Source organism: Luteipulveratus flavus, from assembly GCF_029439465.1.
Classification (GTDB): Bacteria; Actinomycetota; Actinomycetes; order Actinomycetales; family Dermatophilaceae; genus Luteipulveratus; species Luteipulveratus flavus.
The window spans coordinates 74,939-91,228 of the sequence record NZ_JAROAV010000044.1 but is presented as its reverse complement, the minus strand read 5'-3'; the positions used below and the strand labels follow the sequence as shown (position 1 = coordinate 91,228).

Sequence of the window (16,290 nt, the reverse complement as noted above, 5' to 3'; positions counted from 1 at the left end):
GGGTGGCGGCACCCGCCGGTCGAGTAGGGCGAACGAAGTGAGGCCCGTATCGAGACCACCCGCACGCGGTCACCTGGTCTCGATACGCCTCCGCTAGCGCTCCGGCTACTCGACCGACGGAGCACCACCGCTGGTTGAGCCGGGCGTTCCGCTGGGCGGGTCAGAGGGTGTGGGCGATGGCGCGGCCGGCGGCGCGGCCGGAGAACAGGCAGCCACCCAGGAACGTGCCCTCCAGGGCGTTGTACCCGTGCACGCCACCGCCGCCGAAACCGGCCGCCTCGCCCGCGGCGTACAGGCCGGGGATCGGCTGGCCGGCCGGGCCGAGGGCCTGCGAGGACAGGTCGGTCTGGATGCCGCCGAGCGACTTGCGGGTGAGCACGTGCAGCCTCACCCCGATGAGCGGCCCGGCCTTCGGGTCGAGCACGCGGTGCGGCGACGCGACGCGGGCGAGCTTGTCGCCGCGGTACCGACGGGCGTTGTGGATGCCCTGCAGCTGGGCGTCCTTGGTGTAGGGGTTCGTCACCTCGCGGTCGCGCGCCACGATCTGCCGCTCGACCTCCGCAGCGTCCAGCAACGGCGTCTCCGTCAGCCCGTTCATCTTCTCGACGAGCTCACCGATCCGATCGGCGACCACGAAGTCGGCGCCGTGCTGCTTGAACGCCTCCACCGGTCCGGGCGCACCCTTGCCGACACGCGTCTTGAGGAGCAGCTTCAGGTCGCGGTCGGTGATGTCGGGGTTCTGCTCCGAGCCCGACAGCGCGAACTCCTTCTCGATCATCTTCTGCGTGACGATGAACCAGGAGTGGTCGTACGCGGCGATGTCGGGGGTCGTGCGCAGGTACTTCAGCGTGCCGAGCGTGTCGTAGCCGGGCAGGTACGGCGCCGGCAGCAGGCGGCCGAGCGCGTCGAACCACAGCGGCGACGGCCCGGGCAGGATGCGGATCGCGTGCTTCGGCCACACCGGTGCCCAGTTCTGGATGCCCTCGACGTAGTGCCACATCCGGTCGCGGTTGACCAGCCGGGCGCCCGCGTCCTGCGCGAAGCCGATCCCACGACCGTCGACGTACGCGGGGACGCCGGTGATCATCTCGCGCGGCGGCTGCCCAAGCCGGTCCGGCCAGAACTCGCGCACCAGGTCGTGGTTGCCGCCGATGCCGCCGGTCGAGACGACGACCGCCTGCGCCCTCAGCTCGAAGTCTCCGGCGCGGTCCCTGTTGGACGGCGCGCCGCGCTCACTGCTGTCGGGCGCCAGGACCGTGCCGCGTACGCCGACGACGGCGCCGCCCTCGACGATCAGCTCGTCCACCCGGTGGCGGTGGTGGAAGGTGAGGTGGCCCTGCTGCGCCGCGGCCAGGGTGCTCTCGACGAACGGCTTGACCACGCCCGTCCCGGTGCCCCAGGCGATGTGGAAGCGGGGAACCGAGTTGCCGTGGCCGGTGGCGCGACCGTCGCCCCGCTCGGCCCAGCCCACCATGGGCGTGAAGCGAATGCCCTTGTCCCGCAGCCATTCCCGCTTCTCACCGGCGGCCCACTCGACGTACGCGCGTCCCCACTTGGCCGCCCAGGAGTCCTCATCGTCCAGCCGGTCCCAGCCGGCGCTGCCCTGCCAGTCCTGCCAGGCCAGGTCGAGGGAGTCCTTGACGCCGAGGCGGCGCTGCTCGGGGGTGTCGACGAGGAAGATCCCCCCGAAGGACCACCAGGCCTGGCCGCCCAGGTCGGACTCGTTCTCCTGGTCGACCACGACGACCTGCTTGCCGGCGGCGACGAGCTCGGCGGCCGCGACCAGGCCGGCGAGCCCGGCTCCCACAACGATGACATCCGCGTCCATGGCCACCGAACTTACCCGTCCGTAGCCACGCCGTCCGCAGATCCTCCATCACCTCCGCGAAATCCGTCTACCCGGCCGTGCGTGCGATGCCGGCCGGACGAGATCAGCGGGGGAGGTGGGTCGCTCGCGGTTGAATGGGTGGGTGGTCGAGATCAGCGAGGACCTGGACGCCGTCGCCGAGGAGCTGTACGCGGTGCTGCCGGGCGACTTCGTCGCGACGCGGGACGCCCGGGTCAAGCAGGCGCGATCCGACGGCGACCGCGAGCTCGCCACGCAGATCAAGGCGCTCCGTCGGCCGAACGTCGCCGCCTGGCTGGTCAACGTACTGGCCCGCTCGGACGGCGGTCTGGACGATCTGACCGCCCTGTCGACGCGGCTGCGCGATGCCCAGTCGAGGCTCGACGGCGCCGCCATGAAGGCGCTCGGTCAGGAGCGCGGCCAGGTCGTGACGCAGCTCGCGACCCGGGCGGCGACCCTCGGCGCCGAGGCCGACCCGTCGTACAAGGACAGCGCGGCGGCTCGGGAGCAGGTGGTCGCGACCCTGAACGCCGCCGTCGCAGACCCTGCCGCCGAGCAGGCGGTCGCGAGCGGACGGCTGGTCAACCCGCTGTCGTACGCGGGGTTCGGGGAGGTCGACCTGACGGACGCGGTCGCGACCCCGCTGCGTTCCGTGCCGGAACAGCCGGCGTCGCGGAAGACGAAGCCCAGGGCGGCGCAAGGCGCGGCGAGGACGCGTGATGCGACCGAGAAGTCGACCGAGCCGGCCGAGGTCGAGCCGGAGGCCGAGGCCGACGCCGAGGTCGACGAGAAGGCCCTCGCCGCCGCCCGGCAGCGACTCACGGCCGCCGAGCGCAAGCTGGCCGTCGCGGAGGAGGCGTTCGCGCAGGCGCGCTCGCGCCGCCACCAGGCGCGGCTCGAGGTCGAGAAGGCACGGCTCGAGGTCGAGGAGATCGAGGACGCCTGAGCGCGTCGCCCCTACTGGCCGATCTTGGTCTTGCAGTAGGTGCGCAGGGCGCCGGCGGCGTTGTTGTAGTCCGTCGTGTAGACGCTCTTGCCGTCGTCACGCGCCTTGTTCATGTCGTCCAGCTCGCCCGCGACGTTGTTCGCCCGGCTGGCGAACGTGGTGTCCGCGGCGCTGCGGCCGATGCCACGCAGCTGGGTCGCGGTGGTCGCCATCGCGTTCGCGGCGGTGTTGAGGTCGCTGGTGTCCTTGGACTTGGTCGCCGAGTTCCACTGGCGCACCACGGCGTTCATCTTGCCGGTGGCGCTGATGCACGCGTTCGCCAGCTTGGTGTCGAACGACGGGGTGGGCGTCGTCGACGTGCTGGTCGGCGGCGTCGTGATCGTCGGCGTCGTCGTCGTGGTGGACGGCGTGGGCGTCGGCGTCGCCGTCGTCGTGCTCGGCGCGGTGGCCGGCAGGGTCGAGGACGTGGAGGCCGGACCCTCGGTCGCGAGCGCGGTGTAGGACGACCCGGAGTCGTCACCGCCACCACAGGCGGTGAGGCCGAACGTCAGCAGTGCGGCACCGGCGAGCGCGGACGCGGGCAGGCGGCGTCGGCGTCGAGCAGATACGGTCATGGTTCCTTCCCGGCAGGGTTACCTGGCGGCCGTGATCCCCGAGGCCGCGTACAACCATGCACGCAGCGGGCGGCCAGACAAAATCGTCATGAGCTGGTGCTGCTCGGCGGCACGGGGTCGGACCCCTGCGCCGAGGCCTTGCGAGCGATCCGCGGGTGGCTGCCGAGCCAGGCGAGCAGGTGGTCGGCGACCCACGCGGGGTCCTCGAACATCGGGCAGTGCCCGAGGTCCTTCCCCTCGGCGTACGTCCACGCCGGGAAGCGGGCGGCCGCGGAGCGTGCGGTGCCGACGTTGACCAGCCTGTCGCGGTCACCGTGGATCAGCAGCACTGGCGCGAGGATTCGCCCCAGCTCGCGGTTGTACGCGGTGCGGCGGCCGAGGGCCAGCAGGATGGACCGCGCGGCGACGAGGAACGCCTCGGTGCTGTGGGGGTCCTCCGCCGACAGCCGGGCGGCCTCGACGTGCCGGTCGAACAACCAGCGCGGGACCCGCGAGAGGTCGTACGTGACGAGGGTGAACACCTCTTTGACCTGCTGCTCCAGGGTCCCCCGGGCGGCGCGACCGCTGAGGAAGCGGCGACCGAGGGGCGGGACGGCGTACAGGCCGAACGCGACGGTGACCAGCGGGTGGGGCGGCGCGGCCGGTGACACCGGGAGCGCCGGGTCGACGAGGACGACACCGGTGACGGTGCCGGGTGAGCGGGCCGCCTGGGCGGCGACGATCAGGCCGCCCATCGAGTTGCCGACGAGGACGACCTGCCGGCCGACGACGCGGCGCAGGAACGCGTCCAGCAGCTGCTGGTTGCGCCGGACGGTGGCGTGGCCGGGCTCGGTGCGGGTGCGGCCGAAGCCCGCGAGGTCGAGGGCGTACACCTGACCGTGGCGCTGGAGGTAGGGGGTGAGGGAGTCCCAGTTGGCGAGCGAGCCGCCGAGCCCGTGCACCAGCACGAACGTGGGACCGGTGGCCGGACCGTCGGCGTGGACGAAGTGGACCCGGGTCCCGTCGATGTCGACCCACTGCGGCGGGAGCACGTCGGGAGGCGTCTCGGTCACCCCAGCACCGTACGCCGGACGCGCCCTCGTGGTGCCCCGGTGGTCAGAACCGGGACACCACGAGGTCATCGGCGGATCAGAACGCGGACGTGCCGTTCGGGGTGCCGAGGCCGGTCGGGCCGTCCCAGCCGGTCTTGGCGGTGCACCACGAGGCGCAGCTGCCGTTGCTGCCGGAGGTCACGTCGAACAGGCCGGACGCGTGGGCGTACGGGATGGTGTTGGCGTAGCCGGCGGTGTTGCCCGACAGCGCGTAGACCGAGGCGACCAGCGGCGAGGACAGCGAGGTGCCGCCGTACTGCGCCCAGGAGGAGCTGGAGCTGCTCGTGGGTGCGTAGACCGCGAGGCCGGTGCTCGGGTCGGCGACCGCGGAGACGTCGGCGATGGCGCGGCCGCTGCAGGCGGTGACCGAGGAGCTCTGCCCGGAGGGCGCGGCGTTCAGGGTGGTGCAGCCGGAGCCGGCGCCCGACCACGCGGACTCCGACCAGCCGCGGGTGTTCGACGCCTTGGTCAGCGACGTCCCACCGATCGCGGTGACGTAGTGCGAGGAGGCCGGGAAGCTGCCGCCCTGGTACCCGTTGTCACCGGTCGAGGCCGTGACCGCGATGCCGGGGTGGTTGTACGGCGCGCCGTAGGAGGAGTCGGCCACGTCACCGCCGCCGTAGCTGTTCGAGATGGCGACGACACCGGAGACCTTGGCGGCCTGGTTGACCGCCGCGCCGAGGTCGGCGAACGAGGCGGACTTCGCCTGAACCAGCAGGATCTTGCAGTCCGGGCACGCGGCCGAGACGGCGTCCAGGTCGAGCGCCTGCTCCTGCGACCAGCCGACGTTCGTGCGCGGCAGGCTCGTGGTGCTGCCGGTCTGGCTCATGACGGTCAGGCAGCCGTTGGCCTTCGTGCACGAGGACAGGCCGAACTGGGAGCGGTAGACGCCCAGGTCGCGCTCGGCGTTGGGGTAGCCGTACGCGTCGACGATCGCGACCGTACGTCCCCCGGACTTCAGCCCGGTGAGCTTGTACGCGCTCTGGATGTCGGTCGGCGTCTTGCCGGAGATGGCGCTGGGGGTGACCGGCTTGCCGTTGGGGGCGACGGCGTGACCGGCCGAGTCCTGCACGCGGATCGCGAAGCAGGAGGCCTGACCGGCTGCCGGGGTCGAGCAGACGCGGTGGTGCTGAGCGCCGGAGCCGACGGCCGGGGTGGCGGCGGTGGCGGCGGGGCTCACGAGCCCGAGGACGCCGGTGGCGGCGACGACGAGACCTGGGACGAGGGAGAGCTTGCGCATCGGGGAACTCCTCACGGCAGGGGTTCAGGGGGATCTGCCGTGAGCGGTAACGTGCTCCTGAAACTCGTTGTGCGCCAGAGGTTTCCACCGATCTCACGGCGGCCGACGAAGAAATGACCTGTTACTTGGGAAGTGTTGACCGAGAGTCGTGACGGATGTCATGGGCCGACGTCGGCGGATGCCGCTAGCACGGGCCGACGGCGTTCCGGGTGGGACGACGCCTGGCTCCGTTCACGGCGCGCGAGCCGTCCCGTCGTCCTACGGTGCTCTGATGCGCTTGCTGGCATCCGGACGGGACGCGGACGTCTTCGAGATCGGCTCGGGGAAGGTCCTGCGCCGATATCGCGACCCCGCGATGGACTGCACCCGCGAGGCGGCGGTCATGCGGCACGTCGTCGCGCGCGGCTTCCCCGCCCCGACGGTGTACGAGGTCGACGGGCCGGATCTGGTCATGGACCGGGTGCACGGGCCGACGATGTTCGAGGCGCTGGCCGTCGGTGCCCTGACCCCCGCGGAGTGTGCCGCGATCCTGGTCGAGCTGCTGGACCGGCTGCACCTGATCCCGGCGCCGGGGTCGTTGCCGGGGCCCTCCCGCCTCGACGCCCGTCCGCCGGAGTCCGGCGTCGTCGTGCACCTGGACCTGCACCCGCTGAACGTGCTGCTCGCGCCCGGCGGGCCGGTCGTCATCGACTGGTGCAACGCGGCGAGCGGCCCCGCCGGGCTGGACCGCGCGCTGACGGCGCTGATCCTCGCGCAGGTCGCCTCCGGCGAGCTGGTGGACGTCGGACCGGTCGGGCGTCACCTGTTCGACGAGCTGATGCTGCGGATCGGGCCGCTGACCGACGTCGACCTCGCGGTCGCCTACCGGTCGACGGACCCGAACCTGACCAGGCTGGAGCAGCAGGGCCTGGCCGAGGCCGCGGCCCTGCTCGGTCCTCTCACGCGCGCCTGAGCACGACCGGCGCCGTCAGTCCTCGACGAAGCCGGTGGACTGCGACCCCAGGACGGGCTGGTACTCGCGTACGAGTCGCTCGGCGATCAGGCCCTCGCGGTGGAACGGGTCGGCGTCCAGCAGCGCGGTCGCCGCGTCCTCGTCGTCGGCCCGTACGACGATCAGGGCGCCGGCAGGGAAGTCCAGGAACGGACCCGACAGGAGCACCCCGTCCTGCTTCGTGAGGTACGCGCGGTGCTCGTCGCGGTGCTTGTCACGCCCCGCGTCGTCGTCGGTGTAGGTGTACTGGACTGCGAACGTCGCCATCCGCCGATCGTAGGAGACGCGCCGCCGCCAGCGGCGACGAGGCTGACCAGACGACGGACGACAGAACTCATGCGGAGCTTCTCGGGGGACGGCGCGCCGCTTTCGGATGTTGGCGACCCACAACGCATTCGGTCAATAGCCAACAAGACCAAACACCGTCAGGCCCCGGAGGCCCCCGAGCCACCACGCCCGCCCCGCGCAGCCGGCCCGCGCCGGACGTAGGTCTCGGCTCCGCAGGACGGGCACACGAGATGCAGCTCGACCACCTCTGTCTGATCCTCCGACCGGATGAGCCGAAGCTTCACGTCTCCGTCATTCCGCTCCGGACAGCGCCACGGGCCCCGGAGCCCCGCCTCGTACTCAACGACGACCCGGACCCACGACGCAGCCATCACGGACACACTCCTTTCGCCCACCCACGCTGGCATGTCGAGCACCTCCTGAGCGACGTCAAGATCTGCGCCGAAGTCACGGCGGTCAATCGAGCTCGTGACCGACCCACCTCGACAAGCCCCGAGCACTGATGTCCTCACGCCGGGCAGGGACCGCCCGCCGACCGATGTCCTCTCCGCGAAAGGAGGAGCCCACATCTTCCGGATCCCAGTACGCCGCCAGGCACTCCTGGCACTCCACGAGGACGAGTCCATCTCTCACCCGCTTCATGAAGACCAGGAGGCCCTGCGGGCCGCACACCAGACACGTGAGGTCGCACGTGATCGCGCGCCCCACGGGTGCAGCACCGAGCTCGGTGTGGCCGTGCGGCGACCGGTCGGGCTTCTGACGACGTTCCATGAGCCCACGCACCTCGCCCATCTCCCGCTCCGCGGACGCGCTGATCTGGTCATCCGGAGCGTGAGAGAGGCGAGACAGGTAGAAGGCCGCCCGTTGGGCTGAAGCCTCGCTCGTGTGCGCACTGAGGGAGATGAGGTCGACCCCTTGCGCCATGTCGTCTCCCGATCCGGACTCGACGGCCGCGGCGAGGACCGGGAGCGATGCCTCCATCACCTCCCGCACCTCCACGGAAGCGATGCCATCCTCCCCCAGGGACGACCCGAGGATCTGCGTCAGCAGGAGCAACGCCTCAGGCTTTGCCTGCAGGTGCATCTGCGCCAACCCCGCGACGACCGCGGTCGCGACCGAGCCTGCATCGTCGGCCAGTCCACCGCTCACCGGTGCGACCGACGACTCGATGAGTATCACCAGCTCGGTCGCCCTCTCGGCATCAGTAGAACGGATCAAGGCATCGACCTGAGTCGCGACGTCGTGCCTGATGCGTCCCGCAGCTTCAAGGAAGTCAAGCTCCCAGGTCATGGGCATCCGATCCTGTCTGGCTCGATCGACCCGGGTTCACTCGGTCGAATGGTCATTGATGGCACGGGTGTTCGCTCCAGCGGAGTCATCGTTCGCCCTCCGTTCACCGCACGTTCGCACATGTCGGACGATCCGGCCACAGGTGTTCAGCAGCATGCGGCGCGAAGCCGCGGTCCGCCACTGATCGGTCCGGGGCGCGGCAGCACAGGGATGAAGGAGTCGTGGTGGTCGAAACGGGAACCGGTGAGCGGAGCCGTCGCAGGAGCGGGCGCACCCGTACGGACGACCCACGCCGTCGGTCCCGGATGACGCTGGGCGACTGGCCGCTCATGCGCAAGGTCGTGGTCGTCCTGGCGTTGCCGGTGCTGCTGGCGACCACGTTCGGCGGGCTGCGGGTGGTCGAGCAGCTGCAGGACGCGGACGACTCCGCGCGGATGGCCTCGCAGGTGGCCGTCCTGCGCCCGGCCGTGTCGTACGCGGTGGCCGTCGGCGAGCTGGCGACGGCGCCGGTCGGCTCCCGGATGACGGTGGCGGGCCTGGCCCAGGCGGACCGGACGCTGCGGGACGCGATGTCGCGTGCGGAGCTGACCGGTCGCCAGCGCGCCGGGCTCGACGCCCTGCTGAGCGCGGGCACCGCCCTGCGGTCCGAACGGGCGACGCTGTCCCCGACTCGGCTCCAGGCGCGCGTGGCGGACGTCGGGACGCACCTGATCGTCCTGATGGAGGCACTACCGCGCGGCGACAGCACGGGTCCGGCCCTGCGGGCCCTGGCCGGCGTGGTCTCGGGCCAGGACGCGGTGTCCGGGCAGTGGATCATCCTGAGCGCGGGCTCGACCGACCTGGGCCGGGCGAACCAGGACACCGCCCACGCCATCGGCCGGGAGTCGGCGGCGATCGACGTCATCAGCCGCCAGCTGCCCGGCCAGGACCCGAGGACCCGTCGGCTGCGAGGTCTGAACGAGGCGCGGCGCGGCATGACGGCGGCTCCGGCGAAGGACTGGCGGGCGAGCATGGGCCGGTCCCGGTCGGCGTACGCCACCCTGACCGACGACCTCACCGGCACGGTCATCACCGAGGTGTCCGCGCAGGCGTCGACGGCGCGGGCGGACGCGCTGCGGGACGGCGCGCTGATCCTGGCCGCGCTGGTGCTCTCGCTGGCCCTGGCCCTGATCGTCGCCCGCAGGGTCGTCGTCCCCATCCGGGAGATGCGCCGGAGTGTGCTCCAGATCGCCCACGAGGGTCTGCCGGCCGCGGTCGAGCAGATCCGGGCGGGCGAACCCGTGCCGGCGCCGCGGCCGGTGCCGGTCTTCACCAGGGAGGAGACCGGACAGCTGGCCAGGGCCGTGGACGACATGCACGAGCGGGCCCTGACGCTGGCGACCGAGCAGGCCCGGCTGCGGGCCCAGGTCGGGGACATGTTCGAGACGCTCTCGCGGCGGAGCACCTCCATGGTGAGCCAGCAGCTGGCGCTGATCGACTCCCTGGAGCGCGACGAGCAGGACCCGGCACGGCTGCAGGCGCTCTTCCGGCTGGACCACCTCGCGACGCGGATGCGACGCAACGGCGACAGCCTGCTGGTCCTGGCCGGCGCGACCGCTCGGGTCGGCGGGGCGCGCAGCCTCACGCTCGCCGACACGATCCGGGCCGCGCAGTCCGGGGTGCGTGACTTCCAGCGGGTCCGGCTGGTGGCGATGCCGAGCAGGAGCGTCCTGCCGGGCGCGACCGCCGACCTGGTGCACCTGCTCACCGAGCTCGTCGACAACGCCCTGTCCTACTCCCCGCCGGCGACCCAGGTCCGGGTCGGCGGCGCCCCCGTCGAGGGCGGCGGTGTCCTCATCGAGATCGTCGACGAGGGCCTGGGCATGCACGACCAGGACCTGGTCGCCGCGAACGAGCGGATGGCCTCCGGTGGTCAGGTCGACCCGGCGACCGCCAAGCGGATGGGACTGTTCGTCGTCGGACGGCTCGCGCAGCGTCACGGCGTACGGGTTCAGCTGCGCGCCAACGCCGCCGGTGGGCTCACCGCCTCAGTGCTCCTGCCCGCGACGCTGCTGGTCGAGCCCGCCCCGACCGCCGACGTCAGGTCGGCGTCCACGGGCACGGAGCGGACGCAGCAGCCGCGGACCGGCGTCGCGGCGCGTCAACGTCCGAGCAGGCCGGCCAGGACGCCGTCCCGGAGCGCGCCCGGGCCGGCGGTGCACGTCCGCGCTCACGGCACCGCAGGACCGGGAGCGCGCCGGAGCTCGGACCGGTAGCGGCGCTTGACGTCGTTCGGCGCGAAGGAGGCGTCGATCGCGTTGCCCAGCAGCGTCGGGACCTCGTTCGCGCCGACCAGACGAGCCGCGACCAGCAGCTCCTCGGTGAGGGTCGTCCCGAACATCGGCGGGTCGTCGGAGCTGATCGACACCTCGAGGCCGGCGGCGAGCATCGCGGGCAGCGGGTGCTCCTCCAGCGTGTCGACGACGCGGGTACGGACGTTGGAGGTGGGGCACACCTCCAGGTGGACGGCCCGCTCGCGCAGCAGGGCGACCACGCGGGGGTCCTCCATGGCGCGGATACCGTGCCCGATCCGGACGGCGTGCAGGTCTTCGACCGCGGATCGGACGCTCGCGGGACCCGCGGCCTCCCCGGCGTGCGGTACGCCCGGCAGCCCGAGGGCACGACCGCGCGCGAAGTAGTCGGCGAACTGGGGCCGCGGCGTCTCCGGCCCACCGAGGCCGAGTGCCACCAGACCCTCGGGTGGGGCGTGCTCGCACAGGTCCATGACGACCTCGGCGGGCGGACCCGGGTGGCCCGGGATGTCGAGGATCCAGCCCACCACCAGGCCGTACTCACGAGCGGCGTGCTCGCGCACCGCGTCGAGGGCCTCGACCAGTCCGTCTCGCGGGACACCGCAGGCCAGCGGGCCGTTCGGGGTGACCGTCACCTCGGCGTACCGGACGTTCTGTCGGGCGAGGTCGAGCAGGTTGCCGATCGTCAGCTCGTACACGTCCTCGGGCGTCCGCAGCAGCCGGGAGACCGCCGCGTAGACGCGCAGGAAGTGGGCGAAGTCGGTGAACGCGAAGAACCGCTCGAGCGCGTCGAGGTCGCTCGGTACGCCGGCGTCCGGGTAGCGCGCGGCCAGGGCGGCCACGGTGTGCGGTGCGGTGGCGCCGATGTGGTGCACGTGCAGCTCGACCTTCGGCAGGTCGGCGACCCAGGCCTCGACGAGGCTCATCGGACGAAGGTGAACCAGGCCTGGTCACGCTGCAACCGCTGCGGCTCGGCGACCAGCCGGTGGGCGCCGACCGACCAGGTGGCTCCCTCGCCCGCGGTGAACCCGATCTCCTCGAACCCCGCGTCCGCGAACCACGCCCGGATGCTCGGCGTGAGGTCCGGCTCGCCGCGGTGGCGGGTCCAGACCACCTCGGCCCGGGGCGCGCACAGCTGTGCGACCGCCCGGATCGTGGCCCGGACGTCGGCGTCGCTGATGTTGCCGAAGATCCCGCACAGCAGCACCAGGTCGGCCGGCACCGCGCCCGCGTACGCATCGCTGCGGGACGCGTCCGCCTGGACCACCTCGACGTGTGCCGGCAGCGCCGCGGCGGCGCTGCGGGCCGCGGCGACGAGATCGGCGTCGAGCTCGACCAGCCGGGCGGTGACGCGGGCGGCGTCCGCGCGCTCGGCGAGCACGCCGAGGAGGTCGCGCCCGTCGCCCGCGCAGGCGCTGACGACGCGAACCGGCGCAGGAGCGGTCGTCTCGAGGAAGCGGTCGATCTGAGCGCGGACAGCGACCAGCCGGTCGCCGAGCCCGGAGCCGGGCCGGCTGTACGCGTCGTGCCACGAGGTCCAGTCGGTTGTCGTCACGACGCCAACCTAGGACTCGCCCCCGACGGCGGGGCAGCGCACAGCAGACTCACGCCCGTCCGTCCGGGCTCGGGACCGCCGCTCACAGGTAGCGGCGGACGGCGTCCATCGCCTGCCCCACGTACGTGCCGCCGAACACCGCTGCGTGCAGCAGCAGCGGGTAGGTCTGGTGCAGCGCGACGCGGGACCGCCAGCCGTCGGCGAGCGGCGCGGCCTCGTCGTACGCCGCGAGGACCGTCGCCAGCTGCGGGCTGCCGAACATCTGCAGCATCGCCAGGTCGGTCTCGCGGTGACCGGCGTGCGCAGCCGGGTCGACCAGGACGACGCCGTCGGGGCTCCACAGCAGGTTGCCGGACCACAGGTCGCCGTGCAGCCGTGCCGGGGGCTCGCCGGTGTCGAGGTCGCCGTCGTCGTCGCGCAGCCGCTGGGCCAGCCGCTCGACGTCCCGGACGTCCTCGCCGGTCAGCGCGCCGCGTCGCTCGCCCTCGGTCGCGATCGGCAGGAGTCGCAGCTCGGCGTACATCTCGCCCCACCGGTCGTAGCTGCCCAGCAGCAGCGGCAGGAGGTCGGTCGCCGGACCGAGCCAGCCGTGGCCCTCCCACCCGTCCGGGCCGACGCCGTACGCCGGTGCGCCCGCCGCGTGCGTACGCGCGAGGTCGCGTCCGAACGCCTCCGCAGCCGTGCGCGAGGGCGCGGCGTGCGAAACACGTTCCAGCAGGAGCCGGTTCGGCTCGACGCCGAGGACGGGAGCGACCCGGGCGCCGTCCGTCACCGCGGCCAGCCAGCGGAGTCCCGTGGCCTCCCAGGCGAAGTAGCCGTCCGGGGCGGTCATCGACGTCTTGACGAACGCGGACGCCTCGGGTCGGGGCATGTGGGCCATTGTGCGCATAGGTTGGCGGTCATGAGCAGTGTGGCGTCCGGCAAGCAGGGCGACCGTCCCGAGCGCGAGGGCGGCGAGAGCATCATCACCGTCATCATCGCGTTCGTGGCGAACCTGCTGATCGCCGTCGCGAAGACCGGCGCCGCGATCATCACGGGTTCGGCCTCGATGGTGGCCGAGGCGGCGCACTCCTGGGCCGACGCCGGCAACGAGGTGTTCCTCATCATCGCCGAGCGCAAGTCCGACCGCCCGAGCGACGAGCGGCGTCCCCTCGGCTACGGCAAGGAGGCGTACGTCTGGTCGCTGTTCGCCGCGGTGGGCCTGCTCACCGCCGGCGCCGGCGTCTCGATCGTGCACGGCATCCAGGAGCTGGGCGCCGAGAGCGAGCCCGAGAACTACACCATCAACTACATCGTGCTCGGCATCGCGTTCGTCCTGGAGGGCATCTCGTTCCTGCAGGCGCTGCGGCAGACGCGTGGACGAGCGCGGGCGGTCGGGCTCCACCCGCTGACGTTCATCTCCCGCACCTCGAACCCCACGCTGCGGGCGGTGTTCCTGGAGGACTCCGCCGCGCTCCTCGGGCTCCTGCTCGCCGGTGGCGGCGTCGCCCTGCACCAGGTGACCGGCAACGCGTTCTGGGACGCGCTCGGCTCGATCCTCGTCGGCGTGATGCTCGCGCTCGTGGCGATCTTCCTGGTCGACCGCAACCGCGCTTTCCTCGTCGGCGAGGCGATCGGCGGCCCGATCCGCAACCGGGTGCTCCAGGCGGTGCTGGACCACCCCGAGGTCGAGCGCGTGACCTACCTGCACCTGGAGTTCGTGGGGCCGGAGCGCCTCTTCGTCGTCGCGTCCGTGGACCTGACCGGCGACTCGGTAGAGAGCGATCTGGCTGTCCGGCTGGAGCAGGTCGAGGAGGCGATCCGTGGCCACGACCTGATCGAGACGGCCGTGCTCTCCCTCTCCCTGCCGCACGAGGAGTCGCTCGTCCCCTCGACGAGCTGAGCCGCGTCAGCAGCCGACGGGCCGAGGCTCGGCGACGACCGACGGCGTACGGCGGTCCGCCCGCTGCGACCGGACGGCCTGGCCCAGCACGGCCAGCCCGGCGAACGCGAAGGCAGCACCCACCCACAGCGGCGAGACCCAGCCGAGGCCCGCGGAGATGGCGAGACCGGACACCCAGACGCCGAGGAAGTTGCCGACGTTGAACGCGGCGATGTTGGCCGACGACGCCATCGTCGGGGCGTCCGCAGCGTGGTCGAGCACCCGCATCTGCAGGCCCGGCACCGTGCCGAACCCGAAGAAGCCCATCGCGACGAGCAGGGCGATCGCCGCCGGCTTGCTGTCGGCGAGCAGGGCGAACGCCACCAGCACCGCACCGAGCGCGAGGCTCAAGGTGACCAGCGTCCGGGTGAGCGCTCGGTCCGCCCAGCGGCCGCCGAGCAGGTTGCCGGCGAACAGGCCGACGCCGAAGAGCACCAGCAGCCACGGCACGGCGCCCTCGTCGAAGCCGGTGACGCGAGTGAGCAGCGGCTCGACGTACATGAACGCACCGAACATGCCGCCGAAGACCAGCACCGTCATGCCGAGGGAGAACCAGACCTGGCGGTTGCGGAAAGCGGCCAGCTCCGAGCGCAGCTGCTGCGGGCGGGGAGCCGCCGCGGAGGTCGCAGGGACGAGCGCGGTGATCCCGGCGAGGGCGATCACGCCGACGACGGCGATGACGGCGAAGGTCGCCCGCCAGCCCCACTGCTGCCCGACGAACGTGCCGAGCGGGACGCCGAGCACGTTCGCCATGGTGAGGCCACCGAACATGATCGAGATGGCGCCGGCCTTCTTGTCCGGCGCGACGAGCGAGGCCGCGAGCACCGAACCGATCCCGAAGAACGCACCGTGGGCGAGGGCGGCGAGCACCCGCCCGCCGAGCAGCGCCACGTACCCGGGCGCGAGCGCGGAGGCGACGTTGCCGACGGTGAACAGCACCATCAGCACCTGCAGCGCGCGCTTGGGCTCCCGCCGGTTGACCACCGGGGTGAGGGCGAGCGCGCCGACGACGACCGCGAGCGCGTACCCCGAGATGAGGTAGCCGGCCGCGGGGACCGACACCCCGAGGTCGACGGCGACCGACGACAGCAGTCCGGCGATCACGAACTCGGTGAGTCCGATCCCGAAGCCCCCGAGAGCGAGGGCGATGAGACCGAGTGGCATGACTGTTCCTTCCGACGAGCGAGATGCGCTTCCGCTGATTGCACGCGTGTGCAACTAAAAGCGCTCACCCAAAGTTAGTTGCATGCGCGGCATGTTGCAAATCGGAGGTATGCTGGATCCATGGGAATCGCCGACGACGCCGTTGAGGTCCGGGCCACGGGGTGGCGCACGCTCGCGGCCCTGCACGGCGTGATCGAGGGCGCGCTGGAGCGTGAGCTGGTCCGCGCGCACGCGCTGTCCGTGGTCGAGTTCACCGTCCTGGACGCGCTCTCGCGCCAGGACGGCTGGCACATGCGGATGTCGCAGCTCGCCCGCGCGACCGCGTTGTCACCCAGCGCCACTACCCGGCTGGTCAACCGGCTGGAGGACCGCGGCCTGCTCACCCGGGTGCTGTGCGCCGACGACCGGCGCGGCATCTACACCGAGCTCACGGCCAAGGGGCGCCGCCTGTACGACACGGCGCGGCCGACGTACGACCGCGTACTGGAGGAGGCCCTCACCGACGCCGAGCAGGTCCCCGAGCTCGCACCCCTGGTCGGGTTCCTGCACCGGTCCCCCGCGGCCGTCTGAGCTAGGAGGCGGGCGGGAGCTTCCGGCCAGGCAGGACGCGCAGGTTCGGTCGGCGCATCGTCGGCCTGCGCAGGCGCGCGGCCATGCTCGGCCGCGGCGGACCGGAGGCCGCAGCCGAGCGACCGGGCATCAGCTGGCGAGCGGCCGGCACCGCGGGCCTCGGGTACACGCGTCGGCTGAGGTCCGCGTGCTGGAGCAGCTGGGCGATCGGGACGTTCGACCTCGGGTGGGTGGCGACCGGCAGGTCCCCGGTGAAGACGACCCACACCTGCTTGTCCCCGTGGAAGACCCGCATCGCCGAGCCGTCGATCAGGCTGCTGGCGTGCTGCAGCGCCTGGCGCCTGGCCCCCATTCGGGTGAGCGATCCGTGCGTGACCGCCTGCGCAGGGCGGCGGCTGTGCTTCGCGGCCTCGTACGCCATCGGTCCGTACTTCGCCCCGAAGCGCAGTGCACTCACGAGGGCTCTGGTCTTGCCGGGCATGG

The 16,290-nt window shown here is 72.3% G+C and carries 16 protein-coding genes; 5 read left to right on the top strand and 11 right to left on the bottom strand.

Annotated elements, in window-relative coordinates; all coding sequences use genetic code 11:
- Positions 1-160: 160 nt before the first annotated feature.
- On the bottom strand, positions 161-1,828 hold the full coding sequence (locus tag P4R38_RS17250) for an FAD-binding dehydrogenase (RefSeq protein ID WP_277193246.1): 1,668 nt from the start codon (positions 1,826-1,828) through the stop codon (positions 161-163).
- 142 nt (positions 1,829-1,970) lie between these two features.
- Between P4R38_RS17250 and P4R38_RS17245 the strand changes: the two genes are divergently transcribed.
- Complete coding sequence (locus tag P4R38_RS17245) at positions 1,971-2,792, top strand: transposase (protein WP_277193245.1); 822 nt, start codon at positions 1,971-1,973, stop codon at positions 2,790-2,792.
- Between the two features lie 11 nt (positions 2,793-2,803).
- Here P4R38_RS17245 and P4R38_RS17240 read toward each other — a convergent pair whose 3' ends face one another.
- The 3 genes from P4R38_RS17240 to P4R38_RS17230 form a co-directional block, all read right to left on the bottom strand.
- Positions 2,804-3,406 carry a hypothetical protein gene (locus P4R38_RS17240; RefSeq protein WP_277193244.1) on the bottom strand — a complete coding sequence of 201 codons (603 nt, stop codon included), beginning with the start codon at positions 3,404-3,406 and terminating at the stop codon, positions 2,804-2,806.
- Positions 3,407-3,492: 86 nt separating this feature from the next.
- On the bottom strand, positions 3,493-4,458 hold the full coding sequence (locus P4R38_RS17235; RefSeq protein WP_277193243.1) for an alpha/beta fold hydrolase: 966 nt from the start codon (positions 4,456-4,458) through the stop codon (positions 3,493-3,495).
- A gap of 76 nt (positions 4,459-4,534) precedes the next feature.
- Positions 4,535-5,737, bottom strand: a complete 1,203-nt coding sequence (locus P4R38_RS17230) for a S53 family peptidase (RefSeq protein ID WP_277193242.1) — start codon at positions 5,735-5,737, stop codon at positions 4,535-4,537.
- Positions 5,738-6,008: 271 nt separating this feature from the next.
- Between P4R38_RS17230 and P4R38_RS17225 the strand changes: the two genes are divergently transcribed.
- Entirely contained in the window at positions 6,009-6,689 is a 681-nt protein-coding gene (locus P4R38_RS17225; protein WP_277193241.1) for a phosphotransferase, read from the top strand.
- Between the two features lie 15 nt (positions 6,690-6,704).
- Here the strand turns inward: P4R38_RS17225 and P4R38_RS17220 are convergent, their stop codons facing one another.
- Both P4R38_RS17220 and P4R38_RS17215 read right to left on the bottom strand, forming a co-directional pair.
- On the bottom strand, positions 6,705-6,995 hold the full coding sequence (locus tag P4R38_RS17220; protein ID WP_277193240.1) for a YciI family protein: 291 nt from the start codon (positions 6,993-6,995) through the stop codon (positions 6,705-6,707).
- A 477-nt stretch (positions 6,996-7,472) separates the two neighbouring features.
- Complete coding sequence (locus P4R38_RS17215) at positions 7,473-8,306, bottom strand: hypothetical protein (RefSeq protein ID WP_275237330.1); 834 nt, start codon at positions 8,304-8,306, stop codon at positions 7,473-7,475.
- Between the two features lie 224 nt (positions 8,307-8,530).
- Between P4R38_RS17215 and P4R38_RS17210 the strand changes: the two genes are divergently transcribed.
- Positions 8,531-10,561, top strand: a complete 2,031-nt coding sequence (locus tag P4R38_RS17210) for a sensor histidine kinase (RefSeq protein WP_277193239.1) — start codon at positions 8,531-8,533, stop codon at positions 10,559-10,561.
- Here P4R38_RS17210 and add read toward each other — a convergent pair.
- From add to P4R38_RS17195, 3 genes are all read right to left on the bottom strand, one after another.
- Positions 10,516-11,523 carry an adenosine deaminase gene (gene add / locus P4R38_RS17205; RefSeq protein WP_277193238.1) on the bottom strand — a complete coding sequence of 336 codons (1,008 nt, stop codon included), beginning with the start codon at positions 11,521-11,523 and terminating at the stop codon, positions 10,516-10,518. The two genes, P4R38_RS17210 and add, sit on opposite strands and share 46 nt — an antisense overlap.
- Positions 11,520-12,152, bottom strand: a complete 633-nt coding sequence (locus P4R38_RS17200) for a class I SAM-dependent methyltransferase (RefSeq protein ID WP_277193237.1) — start codon at positions 12,150-12,152, stop codon at positions 11,520-11,522. Before P4R38_RS17200 ends, add begins: the two co-directional genes overlap by 4 nt.
- Before the next feature lie 82 nt (positions 12,153-12,234).
- The gene (locus tag P4R38_RS17195) at positions 12,235-13,023 is read right to left on the bottom strand and encodes a fructosamine kinase family protein (RefSeq protein ID WP_277193236.1); all 789 of its coding nucleotides are present in this window, start codon (positions 13,021-13,023) and stop codon (positions 12,235-12,237) included.
- 30 nt (positions 13,024-13,053) lie between these two features.
- Between P4R38_RS17195 and P4R38_RS17190 the strand changes: the two genes are divergently transcribed.
- Complete coding sequence (locus P4R38_RS17190; RefSeq protein WP_275237325.1) at positions 13,054-14,034, top strand: cation diffusion facilitator family transporter; 981 nt, start codon at positions 13,054-13,056, stop codon at positions 14,032-14,034.
- 6 nt (positions 14,035-14,040) lie between these two features.
- Here the strand turns inward: P4R38_RS17190 and P4R38_RS17185 are convergent, their stop codons facing one another.
- Complete coding sequence (locus P4R38_RS17185) at positions 14,041-15,237, bottom strand: MFS transporter (RefSeq protein WP_277193235.1); 1,197 nt, start codon at positions 15,235-15,237, stop codon at positions 14,041-14,043.
- A 120-nt stretch (positions 15,238-15,357) separates the two neighbouring features.
- Here P4R38_RS17185 and P4R38_RS17180 point away from each other — a divergent pair, with 120 nt between their 5' ends.
- Entirely contained in the window at positions 15,358-15,807 is a 450-nt protein-coding gene (locus tag P4R38_RS17180; RefSeq protein WP_275237323.1) for a MarR family winged helix-turn-helix transcriptional regulator, read from the top strand.
- Between the two features lies 1 nt (position 15,808).
- On the opposite strand, the gene P4R38_RS17175 is transcribed toward P4R38_RS17180, so the two are convergent.
- The gene (locus P4R38_RS17175; RefSeq protein WP_277193234.1) at positions 15,809-16,288 is read right to left on the bottom strand and encodes a hypothetical protein; all 480 of its coding nucleotides are present in this window, start codon (positions 16,286-16,288) and stop codon (positions 15,809-15,811) included.
- Between the last annotated feature and the right edge of the window lie 2 nt (positions 16,289-16,290).